Source organism: Sphingomonas abietis (assembly GCF_027625475.1).
GTDB lineage: Bacteria > Pseudomonadota > Alphaproteobacteria > Sphingomonadales > Sphingomonadaceae > Solisphingomonas > Solisphingomonas abietis.
In genome coordinates this window covers 4,109,370-4,123,479 of sequence record NZ_CP115174.1, presented here as the reverse complement: position 1 = coordinate 4,123,479, position 14,110 = coordinate 4,109,370, and the positions used below count along the sequence as shown (strand labels likewise).

Annotated in this window: 12 protein-coding genes; 3 read left to right on the top strand and 9 right to left on the bottom strand. The window is 66.9% G+C overall.

What is annotated here, in order from left to right:
- Positions 1-98 precede the first annotated feature (98 nt).
- Together PBT88_RS19395 and astD are read right to left on the bottom strand one after the other, a co-directional pair.
- Positions 99-1,421, bottom strand: a complete 1,323-nt coding sequence (locus tag PBT88_RS19395) for a sugar MFS transporter (RefSeq protein ID WP_270076931.1) — start codon at positions 1,419-1,421, stop codon at positions 99-101.
- A gap of 290 nt (positions 1,422-1,711) precedes the next feature.
- The gene (gene astD, locus PBT88_RS19390; protein WP_270076930.1) at positions 1,712-3,136 is read right to left on the bottom strand and encodes a succinylglutamate-semialdehyde dehydrogenase; all 1,425 of its coding nucleotides are present in this window, start codon (positions 3,134-3,136) and stop codon (positions 1,712-1,714) included.
- Positions 3,137-3,275: 139 nt separating this feature from the next.
- Between astD and PBT88_RS19385 the strand changes: the two genes are divergently transcribed.
- Both PBT88_RS19385 and PBT88_RS19380 read left to right on the top strand, forming a co-directional pair.
- A complete protein-coding gene (locus tag PBT88_RS19385; protein WP_270076929.1) occupies positions 3,276-4,472 on the top strand; it encodes an acyl-CoA dehydrogenase family protein in 1,197 nt (398 codons plus the stop codon).
- A gap of 3 nt (positions 4,473-4,475) precedes the next feature.
- A complete protein-coding gene (locus PBT88_RS19380; RefSeq protein WP_270076928.1) occupies positions 4,476-5,603 on the top strand; it encodes an acyl-CoA dehydrogenase family protein in 1,128 nt (375 codons plus the stop codon).
- Between the two features lie 24 nt (positions 5,604-5,627).
- On the opposite strand, the gene pnuC is transcribed toward PBT88_RS19380, so the two are convergent.
- From pnuC to PBT88_RS19350, 6 genes are all read right to left on the bottom strand, one after another.
- Positions 5,628-6,212 (bottom strand): nicotinamide riboside transporter PnuC, encoded by a 585-nt coding sequence (gene pnuC / locus PBT88_RS19375; RefSeq protein ID WP_270076927.1) that lies wholly within the window; start codon positions 6,210-6,212, stop codon positions 5,628-5,630.
- Positions 6,212-7,369 (bottom strand): phosphotransferase enzyme family protein, encoded by a 1,158-nt coding sequence (locus tag PBT88_RS19370; RefSeq protein WP_270076926.1) that lies wholly within the window; start codon positions 7,367-7,369, stop codon positions 6,212-6,214. The genes pnuC and PBT88_RS19370 overlap by 1 nt, the downstream gene beginning before the upstream one ends.
- Before the next feature lie 16 nt (positions 7,370-7,385).
- Positions 7,386-9,707 (bottom strand): TonB-dependent receptor, encoded by a 2,322-nt coding sequence (locus PBT88_RS19365; protein WP_407696481.1) that lies wholly within the window; start codon positions 9,705-9,707, stop codon positions 7,386-7,388.
- Positions 9,708-9,977: 270 nt separating this feature from the next.
- On the bottom strand, positions 9,978-10,238 hold the full coding sequence (locus PBT88_RS19360) for a hypothetical protein (protein ID WP_270076925.1): 261 nt from the start codon (positions 10,236-10,238) through the stop codon (positions 9,978-9,980).
- A gap of 60 nt (positions 10,239-10,298) precedes the next feature.
- Positions 10,299-11,222 carry a pirin family protein gene (locus PBT88_RS19355; RefSeq protein WP_270076924.1) on the bottom strand — a complete coding sequence of 308 codons (924 nt, stop codon included), beginning with the start codon at positions 11,220-11,222 and terminating at the stop codon, positions 10,299-10,301.
- A 104-nt stretch (positions 11,223-11,326) separates the two neighbouring features.
- Positions 11,327-12,025, bottom strand: a complete 699-nt coding sequence (locus tag PBT88_RS19350) for a pirin family protein (RefSeq protein WP_270076923.1) — start codon at positions 12,023-12,025, stop codon at positions 11,327-11,329.
- Between the two features lie 226 nt (positions 12,026-12,251).
- On the opposite strand from PBT88_RS19350, the gene PBT88_RS19345 reads away from it, so the two are divergent.
- Positions 12,252-13,208, top strand: a complete 957-nt coding sequence (locus PBT88_RS19345) for a CorA family divalent cation transporter (protein WP_270076922.1) — start codon at positions 12,252-12,254, stop codon at positions 13,206-13,208.
- On the opposite strand, the gene mtnP is transcribed toward PBT88_RS19345, so the two are convergent.
- Positions 13,186-14,064, bottom strand: a complete 879-nt coding sequence (gene mtnP / locus PBT88_RS19340; RefSeq protein ID WP_270076921.1) for an S-methyl-5'-thioadenosine phosphorylase — start codon at positions 14,062-14,064, stop codon at positions 13,186-13,188. The genes PBT88_RS19345 and mtnP overlap by 23 nt on opposite strands.
- Between the last annotated feature and the right edge of the window lie 46 nt (positions 14,065-14,110).

The following is a 14,110-nucleotide window of genomic DNA, read 5'->3' as shown; positions in this document are numbered from 1 at the left end:
GCCGGCCCGGCGGCGGCAGGTCGATCGAAATGACGATTCGGTTCCGGTGGTGACGGGGCGCCCGCCACGGATGGCTGGGCGATCCCGTGATCGGCTTGTCAGCCCGCCGCTGGTGCGGTCGCCGCGTTGGCGGCCTTGCCCGGCTTGCAGCCCCACAGCGCGTAGAACAGGGTGTAGGCCTCGCAGGCGGCGGGAACCAGGAAGGAGATTTGCAGGCCGTAATGATCGGCGATCCAGCCCTGGCCGGTGGCCAGCGCACCACCGGCGATCGCCATGATCAGCAGGCCCGATCCCTCCTCGGTCAAGGGGCCGAGCCCCCGGATGCCGAGCGTGAAGATGGTCGGGAACATGATCGAGTGGAACAGGCCCACCAGCACCAGCGACCACAAAGCGAGGTGCCCGGTGGTGAACACCGCCATCATCACCAGCACGAACGCGCCAATGCTGACGATCGCCAGGATCGTCTCCGCCTCGATCCGCCGCATCAGCGCGCTGCCGATGAACCGGCCGACCATCATGCCGCCCCACAGCAGCGTCAGGTAGAACCCCGCCTGCTTGGAGGTGAGGTTGCCGATTTCGGGGCGGGAGATGAAGCTGATCAGCAGACTGCCGACGCCGATCTCGGCGATCATGTAGATGAAGATCGCCGGCACGCCGAACACGAGATTGCGGTGGCGCCACAGCGAGTGGCCGCGCCGGGCCTCCTTGCTCGCGCGCTGGCTGGCGGCGCCGAGCGCCGGCAGCTTGAAGCGGCCGATGATCACCGCCAGCAACACCAGCACCAGCACGATACCGACATAGGGCGCCTGTACCGACTGGGCATCCGCCAGGCGTTGGGCCTGAGTCAGCGTCGCCGCCCCTCCTGCGCTATTGCCCGAGGTCGAGCGGCCGAGGATCAACATGCTGCCGAACACCGGCGCGATCATCGTGCCGACGGAATTGAACGCCTGGACGAGATTGAGGCGGGCAGGCGCGGTGTTCGGCGGGCCGATCACCGCGACATAGGGGTTCGCCGCGACCTGGAGCAGCGTCACGCCCGATCCCAGCACGAACAGCGAGGTGAGGAACAGCGGGAAGGACACCAGTTGCGAGGAGGGCATGAGGCTGAGCGCGCCGGCCGCCATGACCAGCAGGCCGACCACCATCGAGCGCTTATATCCCCATTTCTCCAGGAATTTGGCGGAGGGCAGCGAGACCACGAAATAGGCGAAATACCAGACGAACTGGATCAGCATCGAGCGGGTATAATCAAGGTCGAACACCGCCTTCAGGTGGGGCACGAGCACATCGTTCAGCACGGTGATGAAGCCGACCATGAAGAACAGGCTGGTCAGCAAGGTGAGCGCCGGCCGATAATCGAGGCCGACCGGGCCGGAGCCGCCGTTCGGGGAGTAAGGGGCCGAAGCGACCGGACCAGCCATAGTCATTCCTCTCTCAATCGGACAACGCCCCCGGCTGCCCCAGGATGTCATGTTATTTTGTCTGAGTATAATTCCGTCGTAGGAACGTCAAGCTGTGGCGGCTGGCCCCGCCGGAGAGGCGCTGGCGACCTTCGTCATGGGCGGCTTTGCGCGAAATTATGGGAGGGCCTGGCAGCCAATGAGCATTTCCCCTTGTGCTATCGGCCCTGGCGCCATTTCGGCAAGAATCGAACGGCTGGGTTTCTCGTTATAACCCCGACATATGGCCAGGTGGCGCTGGCGCTGCGTAGCTATGCCGACGGGCTTTTGAGGCCTTTGATCTCGGCAGAGAGGTCGATCACCCCGGGCGCTTCGAAACTGGCGACCGGATAGGCGCAGTAATCGGCGGCATAATAAGCGCTCGGCCGATGATTGCCCGATGCGCCGAGCCCGCCGAAGGGCATGGTGCCCGCCGCCCCGGTGGTCGGCCGGTTCCAGTTGAGCACCCCGGCGCGCGCTTTGTCGGCGTAGCGGCGCCACAGCGTTGCGTCGGCCGAGATCAAACCGCCCGAGAGGCCGAAGGCGGTGGCGTTGGCGGCGCGGATCGCGGCATCGAAATCGGGCACGCGGATCAGCTGGAGGATCGGCGCGAAGATTTCCTCGTCGGGCACGTCCACGCCGGTCACGTCGAGGATCGCGGGGGTGACGAAGGCATCGGAGCGGCCCGCGATCGGCTCGAACGGACGGATCATGGTCGCACCGCCGGCGACCAGCGCGGCGAAGGCCGCGCGCGCCTTGCCGGCGGCGGCGGCCGAGATCAGCGGGCCGAAGGTCGGCTCCGGCGTCTCGTCCCACGCGCCGATGGTCAGACGATCGGTCATCGCGACAAGGGCGGCGACGATGCGATCGCCATCCGGCCCCGCGGGCACGATCAGCCGCCGCGCGCAGGAGCAGCGCTGGCCGCTGGTAATGAAGGCGGATTGCACCACGATCGAGGCGATCGCTGCCGGATCGCCGTCCCACGCGATCAGCGGATTGTTGCCGCCCAGTTCGAGCGCGAGGATGACCTCGGGCCGATCGACGAAGGCGCGGCGGAAATGGGCGCCGGCGCCCGCCGATCCGGTGAACAGCAGCCCGTCGATCTCGCCGTCGAGCAACGCCGCGCCGGTATCGCGTCCGCCCTGGAGCAGGGTGAAGACGCCATCCGGCAGGCCGGCCTCGGCCCAGCATCGCGCCATCAGGTCACCGACCAGCGGGGTTTCCTCGGAGGGCTTGAAGATCACCGTGTCGCCGGCCAGCAGCGCCGGCACGATATGGCCGTTGGGCAGGTGGCCGGGGAAGTTATACGGCCCCAGCACCGCCATCACGCCATGCGGGCGATGGCGCAGGATCGCGCGGCCGAACGCCATGCCCTGCTCACGCTCGCCGGCGCGATCGGCCTGCGCCCTGATCGATGTTTCGATCTTGGCGACCATCGTGGCGGCTTCCTGCCGGCCTTCCCATGCCGGCTTGCCGGTCTCCTGCGAGATGGCGCGGGCCAGCGCGTCGCCATGCGCTTCCAGCGCCGCCTTGTACGCCCGCACCGAGGCGATGCGCGTCTTGAGCGGCGTCACCGACCAGGATTCGAAGGCCTTGCGCGCGCCGGCCAGCGCCGCGGAGACCTGCGCCGGCCCGGCCGCCTCGCCGCTCCAGAGGGTTTCGCCGGTGGCGGGGTTGGTGGAGGTGAAGCGGGTCATCGCGTCACTCTAGGCGGGTGATGGGCCGATGGCGATATTCCATACCGGATTTTCGATAAAGCTGTTTCCGTCGCCTCCGCAGCTTGATACGCTCCGCGACAACCCGGCGACGGGCATAAGATAAGCGAGAGGATGGCTGATGGATCTGGCATATGGTCCCGACGAGATCGCGTTTCGCGACGAGGTGCGCGCTTTCCTGAAGGAGAGGCTGCCGCAACGCCTTGCCGACAAGGTGCGCCTGAACCACCGCCTCGACAAAGCCGATCTGGAGGAATGGCACGCCATCCTCAACGCGCGCGGCTGGCTCGGCAATCACTGGCCGGTCGAATGGGGCGGCCCGGGCTGGACGCCGGTGCAGCACAACATCTTCGATACCGAGACCGGGCTGGCCTATGCGCCGCGCATCATCCCGTTCGGCCTGTCGATGCTGGCGCCGGTGCTGATCAAGTTCGGCAGCGACGAACAGAAGCGGCATTTCCTGCCGCGCATCCTCGATGGCACGGACTGGTGGTGCCAGGGCTATTCGGAGCCGGGGGCGGGCTCCGATCTCGCCAGCCTGCGGACCAGCGCGGTGCGCGACGGCGATCATTATGTCGTCAACGGCCAGAAGACATGGACCACGCTCGGTCAATATGCCGACTGGATCTTCTGCCTGGTCCGCACCGATCCCACCGTGAAGAAGCAGGAGGGCATCTCCTTCCTGCTGATCGACATGACAACGCCCGGCGTGGAGGTCCGCCCGATCATCCTGCTCGATGGCGAGCATGAGGTGAACGAGGTGTTCTTCACCGATGTCCGCGTGCCGGTCGGCAACCTCGTCGGCGAGGAGAATAAGGGCTGGACCTATGCCAAATATCTGCTGAGCTATGAACGCACCGGCATTGCCGGCGTCGGCGCCTCGCTGGCCGCGTTCGCCTGGCTCCAGCATATCGCCGCGACGGAGCAGAAGCGCGGTCGCCCGCTGGCGGAGGATCCCTATTTCGCCGCGCGGCTCGCGAAGATCGAGATCGAACTCGAGAATATGCGGACGACCAATGCGCGCGTGCTCATGGCATCGGGCGGCGGTGCGGCGCCGCTGGCGGAAAGCGCGATGCTCAAGATCCGCGGCACTGAGATCCGGCAGGAGATCACGAACCTGGCGCGGCGGGCGATCGGGCCGTTCGCCCAGCCCTTTGTCTCCGAAGCGCTGGACGAGGGGTTCAACGGCGAACCGATCGGGCCGGATTATGCGGCCGGCATCGCCAGCGATTATTTCAACAACCGCAAATTGTCGATCTTCGGCGGCTCCAACGAGGTGCAGCGCGAGATCATCACCAAAGCGACGCTGGGGCTCTGAGACATGGACTTCCATCATGATGACGATCGCCGGATGCTGGCCGATACGCTCGGCCGCTATCTCGCCGATCGCTATGCCTTCGACGTCCGTACCCGCATCGCCACCTCGGAGGCCGGCTGGTCGGCGGAGCAATGGCGGGCGATGGCGGAACTCGGCATCGTCGGTGCGCTGTTCGGCGAGGCGGCGGGGGGCTTTGGCGGCGGCGGCTTCGACATCGCCATCGTCTTCGAGCAACTCGGCGCGGCGCTGGTCGTAGAGCCGTTCCTCGGCACGCTGATGGCCGGGCGGGTGCTGGCCGGGGCCGGCGAGACCGATCTGGTGGAGCAGGCGATCGGCGGCGGCGCGGTGTTCGCCTTCGCCCATGGCGAGCCGCAGGGGCGCTACGAACTGGCGGACATCCGAACAGCCGCGACCCCTACGGCCGCAGGCTGGACGCTGAGCGGCGCCAAGTCCGTCGTGCCGCAACTGGAAGCCGCGAGCCATATCCTCGTCTCCGCCCGCACCAGCGGCGAACCGGGCGAGGAGGCCGGGATTTCGCTGTTCGTGGTGGAGAAGGGGGCACCCGGCCTCGATGTGCGCGGCTATCCGATGATCGACGGCGGCCGCGGCGGCGAATTGAGCCTGGACGATACGCCCGCGCGGATCGTGGGGGCCGAGGGCACCGCCTATGCGGTGATCGAAGCGGCGGTGGCGGCCGGGATCGTCGCGCTCGCATGGGAAGCGGTCGCGATCATGGACGTGCTGAAGGCCCAGACGATCGACTATCTGCGGACCCGCCAGCAATTCGGCATCCCGATCGGCAAGTTCCAGGCGCTCCAGCATCGCATGGCGACGGTCGCGCTGGAGATCGAGCAGGCGCGATCCTCCGCGATCAACGCAGCGGCGGCGCTCGATGGCGACAGGCTGGCGCGTGAGCGCGCCGTCTCGGCCGCCAAATACACGATCGGCCGGATCGGCACCTTGGCCGCCGAAGAGGCGATCCAGTTGCACGGTGGCATCGGCATGACATGGGAATTGCCGCTCTCCCATTACGCCAAGCGGCTGACGCTGATCGGGCATCAGCTGGGCGACGAGGATCATCATCTCGAACGCTTCATCGAACTCGGCCGGGAACTGGGCCGAACCGGCTGATCCTGCCGAGCGGCGGCGCGGGTGTCAGGCGCCCGTGCCGCCCTCTGTGGGGCGGTTGCGGGCGATCTTCCGCCAGCGCGCATAGCCGATCGCGGCGAGCGCGATCATCGCCGCATAGAGGCCGGCGGTCAGCCAGAGCGCCTTGAACAGGAACATGCCGACATAGATCACGTCCACCACGATCCACAGCAGCCAATTGGCCGGATAGCGGCGGGCCGTCCAATATTGGGCGACGAGGCTGAAGCTGCTGAGCGTCGCGTCGATCCACGGCAGCGATGCGTCGGTATAATGGCTGGTGAACCAGCCGATCGCCCATGATCCCAAGGCGCCGGCCGCCAGCCCCGCTACCGCTTGCGTGCGGGACAGGCGGCGGATGATCACCTCGCCGGCGCCGTCCCGGTCGCGATACCAGGCCCACCAGCCATAGAGGACGGACAGGCCGAACAGGATCTGGAGCATCATGTCGGCATAGAGCCGCACGTCGAGGAACAATTTGAAATACAGCGCGCAGCTGAGCAGCCCGACCGGCCAGCACAGCATGTGGCGCCGTGCGGTCAGCCAGATGGCGAGGAAGCTGATGATGACGGCGGCGATTTCGAGCGGGGACATCAAGGCAGCCGCCGGCGTCGTTCTGCGGGATCGGGGCCGATCGCCTCGAGCAGCGATTGCCCTGCCGGCGACAGGAACCATTCGGCATGGCCGACCAGATAACCCTGCCAGGCGAGATCGGCATCCGCATCCCGCCCCAGCACGCCCCGGAAATAGTCCGCTTCGGATAGCGCGAACTCGACATGGACGAGCGGCAGCAGCCGGGTCAGCAGCGCGAGCGCCTCGTCACCGAGCGGGCGAACCGATGCGTATCCGGCGAGCAGCGCGCGCGCCGCATCCGGTTCGGCGATCGCGGCGTCTGGGCCGGCATCCAGTTCCAGCCAGCGTATCGCGGTGCGTTCCAGCGCGGTCGCCAGATCGTGCAGCGCGCAGGTGCGGTCGGCGAGGCCGAAATCGAATATGGTCGCGACCCCGCCGGCCTCGTCCCACAGCAGGTTGGAGGGGTGCCAGTCATTATGCGTCCATAGCGGCGGCTGGGCGGACAAAGCGGGCGCGAGCTCCTCGGCGCCAAGCGCGGCGAACAACCGGGCGAGGTCCGCGCGCCAGGCCTTGCCGGCCAAGAAGCCGGCCAGCGCCGGCCGCGCCGCGACATAGGCTTCGGCTGCGGCAAGGGGATCATCGGCGGGCAGGATGGTGAAGCTGCTGACCAGCGGCTGGCGCGGCCGTGCCGGCGCGGAGAATCCCTCGGCGGCGATGTGCAGCCGGGCCAGTTCGGCGCCAGCCGCATGGGCATGGGCGAGATCGAGGAACGGCGTCCAGGAGTGTCGGTCGCGGTAAAGATCGCGTCCGGCGGCCTTGCGGTGAACCTCCCACGTCCACTCACCCTCGGCCAGCGCGGTGGCGCCGGCGGTGGTGCGCATCGGTTGCGCCACCGCCCGGCCTCGCGTGGCGAGATGCGCCATGAAGGCATGTTCGTCGGCCAGCTGTGCCGGGGTGCGGAGCCGGCGATGATGGCGCTTGAGGAAGACATCGCCGGTGCTGGTGCGGGCCAGCGTCGCCGAGGAGAAGGGCCGGGGCGAATGCCACTCCAGCCTTTCCAACACGCCAGCGGCCGGGAACATGGCGAGGATGGCCTCGGCCTCCTCGCGCCGGATCGGTGGCCAGCTCGGCGCGGTCAGGCCGGTGCCCATGCCGTGGACGAGGTGGGTATCCGCCATCGGCCTCGCCCCCCGTTCAGAACTGGCGCGACAGGGTGACGACGAAGGCGCGGCCGCTGCCGATATAATAAGCCGGCGCCGATCCGGCGATCAGCGACCCGTTGGTGCCGAACGTGTCATGGGCGTTGGTGGTGATCGCCTCGACGCCGGACAGGACATGCGGATTGGTGATGTTGATCGCGTTGAGCCGCAGATCGGTGCGTTTTGCCTCGGCCGGGCCGCTCAGATGGACGCCGATCGACAGATCGAGGGTGGCATAGCCCTTGATACTCTCGTCATTCATGAAGGTGGCATATTGCCGCCCGACATATTTGAGCGCGAAGCTGCCGAACAGCCGCTGCCGGTCATAGGTGCCGCCCAGCCCGAGCTGGACGGTCGGGCTCTCGACCGCGTGCTTGCCCTTGGTGGGCAGGAAATCGCCGCCGACCGGCAGATCGTCGTCGATGCGGGCGTGGAGATATTCGCCCGACGCATAGAAGCTGATCCCGGCGGCGGGGCGCCAGTCGAGTTCGCCATCGACGCCATAGGATGTCTGGCGGCCGGCGTTGATGGTGGAATTGATGAGCGCGTCGCCGACGACGGTGGCCAGCTGCCGGTTGCGGAAATGATAGTGGAAGGCCGTCGCCGAGGCCGAGATGTTCGCACCGGTATAGCGATAGCCGATCTCCTCGCTGATCGAATATTCATTCTTCAGCGATCGCGTGCCCTGTCCGGCCAGGGCGCCGCCATCATAGCTGTCGTAGAGCGTATATTCGTCGGGCGCGCGGAAGTTGGTGGTGACGTTGGCGAAGAACTGGCTGCGACCGTCCAGCCGGTAATGCAGCGCCGCACGGGGCAGCGCCGCGAAGCTGTCGAACCGCACCGAGGTCTGCGGGCCGGGCAGGTTGTTGCGGCCATGATGAAGCACATCGACGCCCTTGAAACCGATATCCACCGTCAGTCGCGGCGAGACGGTGATGTGATCGGCGAGGAAGAAGCCTTTGACGACATTAATGGTGCGTTCGTCCTCCAGCGTCAGCAGTCGACCATCGGCGGTGCGGATCGCATGGCTGGCATAGCCCCATGGGTCGATCGGCCGGCCGTTGCCGTCGATCGCGGTGAAGCTCTCGACGTCGTGGTCAGTGCCGTAATCGAACCACAAGCCCGCCGTCAGCCTGTGCGCGCCGGCAGTCAGCGTCAGCTTGCCGACGTCGCCGGAGCGGAATTGCTTGCCGATATAATTGCCCAGCACGGTGGCGGTGCCGTCCACGGCGCCGGGCAGGGCGATCGGCTGGGTGATCTCTTCGGTGCCGAGATAATTGCCGGTGCTGGTCAACTGCGTACCATAAGGCGAGTTGCCGTAGCCGAACTGGAGATAGGCGACATTGTCGAACGTCAGCGCGTCGCTCAGCTTCACATGCACCGGCGCCGAGAGATATTCGTTGCGGAACGGGCTGCGGTAGAGCCGCCAGTAATTGGTGTCGCCATCGCTATAATGCTTGTCGTAATTATAGCCCCGGCCATTGGCCTGCCAGTCGGAGAGGGTCGGGCTGGGGTAGGTCGACGTGTCGGCGTCGTTGAACGAGAAGGACAGGCTGGCGCGGTTGCCGTCGCCCCATTCCTTGAGGATCTTGGCGTCGACATGCTGGCGCAGATCATGGCCCGCGCCACGCCAATTGTCGGCATGGTTGTTGGAATAGGACAGGAAGGCCCTGATGCCGGTATCGCCAATGGCGCCGCTGTCGATCCGCACGAAGGCGCGCCGCTCGTTATAGGAGCCGAGCGACAGATCGACGAGCGCCTGCCGCTTGGACTTGGGATCGTCCAGACTGAGCGACAGCAGCCCGCCCGCGCCGTTGACGATCGGCGAATCGATATCGACGGCCCCCTGGCTCAGCGCGATCTGCTGCACATTCTCGGTATCGGCGAATTGCGACGGATAGGCATAATAATAGCCGATGTCGTTCTGCGGCGCGCCCTCCATCAGCACGCCGATCTCGTCCTGCCCCAGCCCGCGCAGGGTCAGGCTGGACGTGCTGGACAGGCCGTAGGGGTCGCTGGACGCGACATTGGCGCCGGGCAGCAGATTGACCAGCTGAAACGCATTGAGCGTCGGCGCCTGCTTCTCGATGAAGGCCGTCGCGATCGCGCTGACCGCCTTGGGTGCGGTCTGCTCGGGCAGCAGGCCCTCGGGATCGGGATGGCCGATCACGCGGATGGGGTCGACGGTCGTATCGGTGGTGGCGTCGTCCCCCGTTTCGGCCCGTGTCGCGGCGGGCATGTTCGCCGCGATGCCGGTCAGCAGGAATGCCAGCGCCAGCCGCCGATGTCTGGCGACAGGGCCCCTGCAGGGCGTCATCCGGTATCGCATCGGCAGGGGCATCGCGGCAGGCGTCTTTCTTGCTCGGGGCCCAGCCGCGTGCGCGCGGCCGGCGATCCCATTCCGCGCGGCTTATTCCGCCGCGCCGAAGCGCCGTCCATCGACAATTTCGCGGGTGTAGACAAGCGGAGCGAACAGGCAGCGCCGCGCCTGATCCGGTGCTCGCCGACAAGGGGCCGGTATCGGCCGGCCCCGCACCCCGCCCAATCCGGGGCGATGACCGCCCGGCTTCGGCCGGCGTCTATCGCCTCAGGGATGTATCGGGCCGGGATCCCGAATATTTTTCCGGCTCGCGAGCAGGTAAACGAAATGCCGATAGCGGGAATGGGTCAACCGCGCCTTGATCCGAAGGATCGCCGGCCCTCTTTCGCCATGCCTCTTGGCGGCGAATATGGCTTTGTTGTGCGCCAATCGGCGCTGTCTCGGAGTAGAAAAAAGCGTAACCAACATGGTAAGCGACACACATCGTTTCGGATGCGGTTCGATATCACCGATCGCCGCTTTCGTCATGCGAACCATCCGCAAATACATGTCGTCTGGTCGCATTCCGGCGTCGCGGGAAGGGCGTTTTCAGGGGTAGTGAACCGGCTTGGGTTCGTCCGGGAGCGGGATGAAATCGCTCTCGTCGGGAATGTCGGCAAAGCGGCGCGCCCGCCAGTCGGCCTTGGCCTGTTCGATCCGCTCGGGATCGCTGGAGACGAAGTTCCAGAAGATCGAGCGCGCTTCCGGAAAGGGCTCGCCGCCGGCCAGCATCAGCCGGGCCGGGCCGCCATCGGCGCGCAGCACGACCTCGGCGCCGGGCTTCAGCACCACCAGTTCATGCGGCACGAAGCGGCCGGTCTGGCCTTCCACGCTGATCTGGCCTTCGAGCACATAGAGGGCGCGCTCGATATGCTCGGCCTTCAGCTGATAGCGCGCGCCCGGCGCCAGCAGGATGTCGGCATAGACCATGTCGGAGAAGGTCGGCACCGGCGAGCGCAGCCCGTCCGTGGTGCCGGCGATCAGCGTCAGGGTCACGCCGTCGGCCTCGATCGACGGAATGTCGTGCGCCTTGTGGTGCGAGAAGGCCGGTGCGGCCTCCTCCTGCGCCTTGGGCAGCGCCACCCAGGTCTGGAGTCCGTAGAGGCTGGGGCCGGCGGCGCGCAGCTCGGGGCGGGTCCGTTCGGAATGGACGATGCCCGATCCCGCCGTCATCCAGTTGACCTCGCCGGGGCGGATCGCCTGCACCGAACCGACCGAATCGCGGTGCATGATCTCGCCGTCGAGCAGATAGGTGACGGTGGCGAGCCCGATATGCGGGTGCGGGCGCACGTCGAGCCCGTCACCGCCGCGAAAGGCCGTCGGCCCCATCTGGTCGAAGAAGATGAAGGGGCCGACCATGCGGCGATGCGCCGAAGGCAGCGCCCGCCGCACCGAGAAGCCGTCGCCCAGATCGCGGGTCGGCGGCAGGATCACCATCTCGACGCCATCGACGTCATGGGCGCGCAGGGTCATCGGGCATGCTCCTTCGAACAGGGTGGCCGCCGGGGCCAGGGAGGGGGGGGCGGCAACCGACGCGGAAGCGGCGAGGGGGTGGCCGCTTCCGTATCTCTAGACCATCAGGCGGCGTCGACGAACACCAGTTCGCTGTCCTCGATCGCGGTGACGCGCAGCGTCTCGACATCCTTGATCGCGGCGCCGTCGCGGGCCTCGACGCGGACGCCCTCGATCTCGACCGCGCCGGTGGCGGGCACCAGATAGGCGCGGCGATCCTTGCCCAGCGGATAGTCGGCCGTCTCGCCGGCCTTCAGCGTCGCCGCCACGACGCGGGCGTCGGTGCGGATCGGCAGCGCATCGTCGTCATTGGCGAAGCCCGAAGCCAGCGTCACGAACTTGCCGGCGCGATCGCCCTTGGGGAAGGGGCGGGCGCCCCAGCTCGGCTTCTCGCCGCCGCGGGTCGGCAGGATCCAGATCTGGAACAGCGTGGTCGCCACGTCCTCCACATTATATTCGGCGTGGGTGATGCCGGTGCCGGCCGACATCACCTGCACGTCGCCGGCGCCGGTGCGGCCGATATTGCCGAGGCTGTCCTTGTGGGTGATCGCGCCGGTGCGGACATAGGTGATGATCTCCATGTCGCGATGCGGATGCGGCGGGAAGCCGCTGCTGGGGGCGATCACATCGTCGTTCCAGACGCGCAGATTGCCCCAGTTCATCCGGGCCGGATCATGGTAGCCGGCGAACGAAAAATGATGCTTCGCGTTCAGCCAGCCATGATTTTCGCCGCCGAGGCTGGCGAAGGGACGGAGCTCGATCATCGAAAACGTCCTTTCTCTCCGGGGCGGCGGCTCGATGCCGCCGCCTGTCTTGCGGCGATATATGGAAAAGGACGGCCTGCCTGAATACTCGGATAATATCGGGCCCATTGTTCGATTTTATGGAATGGGCTCGCAACGCCTGGCCACGCGTTGGGTTCGCCGGATAACGGCGATCGAGGGTCCGGTCGCGGCTGTCCCAGGAGACCATGATGTACGAGCGTTCCGAATGTTGAAGTTGATCGGCAAAAATGGCGAAGAGACGACCCTCGATCAGGCGATCTGGGCGGATTTGTGCGAACCCACCGACGAGGAGATCGCCCAGGTCGAGAAGCGCTTCGAGGTGCATCTGCCGACCCGCGCGCAGCTTTCCGAGATCGAGGCGTCGAGCCGGCTGCGCTCGATCAAGGGGCGGCTGATCATGTCGGCGCCGCTGATCGCGCGGCATGAGGATATCGGCGTCCTTTCGCCGACCGGCTTCCTGCTGCTGCCGGACGCGCTGGTGACAGTGCGTTTCTGCCAGATGACGGCGTTCGATCAGGTGCTGGAGGCGATCGAGAAGGGCGATCATGCCGTGACCGGGCAGGAGATCCTCGTCCGGCTGCTCGAGGATATCGTCGATCGCTCGGCCGATCGGCTGGAGCGGGTGGCCGAGGAACTGGCCAGCGCCAGCCACGCGATCTTCCGCGAGCCGGAGAAGGACAGCAAGAAGCATCGCCTCGGCCATGAGACGCGGCGCCTGCGCGGGCTGATGGTCAGCGTCGGCTTGGCCAGCGAGCAGATGGTGAAGGTGCGCCATGCCTTCCTGGCGATCGGGCGCATCGCCAGCTTCGTGCTCGATCGCTGCGAGCCGAAGATCGAGCAGGCGCTTCACGACCGGCTGGTGTCGGTGAAGCATGACATCGAATCGCTCGACGAGTTCGAGAATTCGCTGACCGGCCGGGTCGGGCTGCTGATCGATGCGGCGACCGGCTTCATCTCGATCGAGCAGAATGATGTCGTGAAGGTGCTGACCGTGGTGTCGGTCGCCGGCGTGCCGCCGGTGCTGATCGCCGGCGTCTATGGCATGAACTTCCACAACATGCCGGAACTGGCCTGGCCCTGGGGCTATCCGTTCGCGATTGCGCTGATGGTGCTGTCCACCATCCTGCCGGTGTGGTGGTTCAAATATCGCGACTGGATGTGACGCGGGCGAGGATCGCGTCGAGCTTCGCGAGCAAGGCGGGATCGCGCGCGGCAGGCGCGGTCAGGATCGCCTGATCGAGCACGGTGTCGATCGGCGACGGCGTGCGGTCCTCGGGCAACGCCGTCGCCAATATCTGGATGAGCTGGCGCGCGGTGGCGGCGTTGGCGTGCATCTGCGCGACGATGTCGGTGGCGACGACGCCGGCCTCGTCCTCGCGCCAGCAATCATAGTCGGTGACCATGCCGATCAGCGCATAGGGCAGCTCCGCCTCGCGGGCGAGGCGGGCTTCGGGCATCGCGGTCATGCCGATGATGTCGGCGCCGAGCGTGCGATAGGTGAGGCTTTCGGCGCGGGTCGAGAATTGCGGGCCTTCCATCGCCAGATAGGTGGCGCCCTGCGCGACATCGCCGCCGGCCTGCTCGATCGCGGCCGCCGCGAAGGCGGACAGGCGCGGGCAGGTCGGATCGGCGAGCGACACATGGGCGACGAGCCCGGTGCCGAAGAAGCTCGCCGGCCGCGCCACCGTGCGATCGATGAACTGATCGACCACGACGAAGCGGCCGGGCGGCAATTCCTCGCGCAGCGAGCCGACCGAGGAGATGGCGAGTAGATCGGTCGCGCCGAGCCGCTTCAGGGCATCGATATTGGCGCGGGCATTGATCTCGGACGGCGGAATGCGGTGGCCGGCGCCGTGGCGGGGCAGGAACAGAAGCCGGGTGGTGCCGATACGGCCTTCGACGATGGTGTCGGAGGGCGCCCCCCACGGCGTCGTCACGTCATGACGGGCGATCTCTTCCAGCCCGGGCAAGGTGTAGAGGCCGGAGCCGCCGATGATCCCGATCGTCCAGCCGCTCATGATGCCTCCATGCTGCTCTGGTCCGCGCTCGGGCAAGGATGGGGCG

Bases quoted from the DNA above. Each gene is read 5' to 3' on its own strand.
- PBT88_RS19395 (WP_270076931.1), bottom strand. From the start codon at position 1,421: ATGGCTGGTCCGGTCGCTTCGGCCCCTTACTCCCCGAACGGCGGCTCC.
- mtnP (WP_270076921.1), bottom strand. From the start codon at position 14,064: ATGAGCGGCTGGACGATCGGGATCATCGGCGGCTCCGGCCTCTACACC.
- PBT88_RS19350 (WP_270076923.1), bottom strand. From the start codon at position 12,025: ATGATCGAGCTCCGTCCCTTCGCCAGCCTCGGCGGCGAAAATCATGGC.
- PBT88_RS19380 (WP_270076928.1), top strand. From the start codon at position 4,476: ATGGACTTCCATCATGATGACGATCGCCGGATGCTGGCCGATACGCTC.
- PBT88_RS19355 (WP_270076924.1), bottom strand. From the start codon at position 11,222: ATGACCCTGCGCGCCCATGACGTCGATGGCGTCGAGATGGTGATCCTG.
- PBT88_RS19370 (WP_270076926.1), bottom strand. From the start codon at position 7,369: ATGGCGGATACCCACCTCGTCCACGGCATGGGCACCGGCCTGACCGCG.
- pnuC (WP_270076927.1), bottom strand. From the start codon at position 6,212: ATGTCCCCGCTCGAAATCGCCGCCGTCATCATCAGCTTCCTCGCCATC.
- PBT88_RS19345 (WP_270076922.1), top strand. From the start codon at position 12,252: ATGTTGAAGTTGATCGGCAAAAATGGCGAAGAGACGACCCTCGATCAG.
- astD (WP_270076930.1), bottom strand. From the start codon at position 3,136: ATGACCCGCTTCACCTCCACCAACCCCGCCACCGGCGAAACCCTCTGG.
- PBT88_RS19385 (WP_270076929.1), top strand. From the start codon at position 3,276: ATGGATCTGGCATATGGTCCCGACGAGATCGCGTTTCGCGACGAGGTG.
- PBT88_RS19360 (WP_270076925.1), bottom strand. From the start codon at position 10,238: ATGACGAAAGCGGCGATCGGTGATATCGAACCGCATCCGAAACGATGT.
- PBT88_RS19365 (WP_407696481.1), bottom strand. From the start codon at position 9,707: ATGACGCCCTGCAGGGGCCCTGTCGCCAGACATCGGCGGCTGGCGCTG.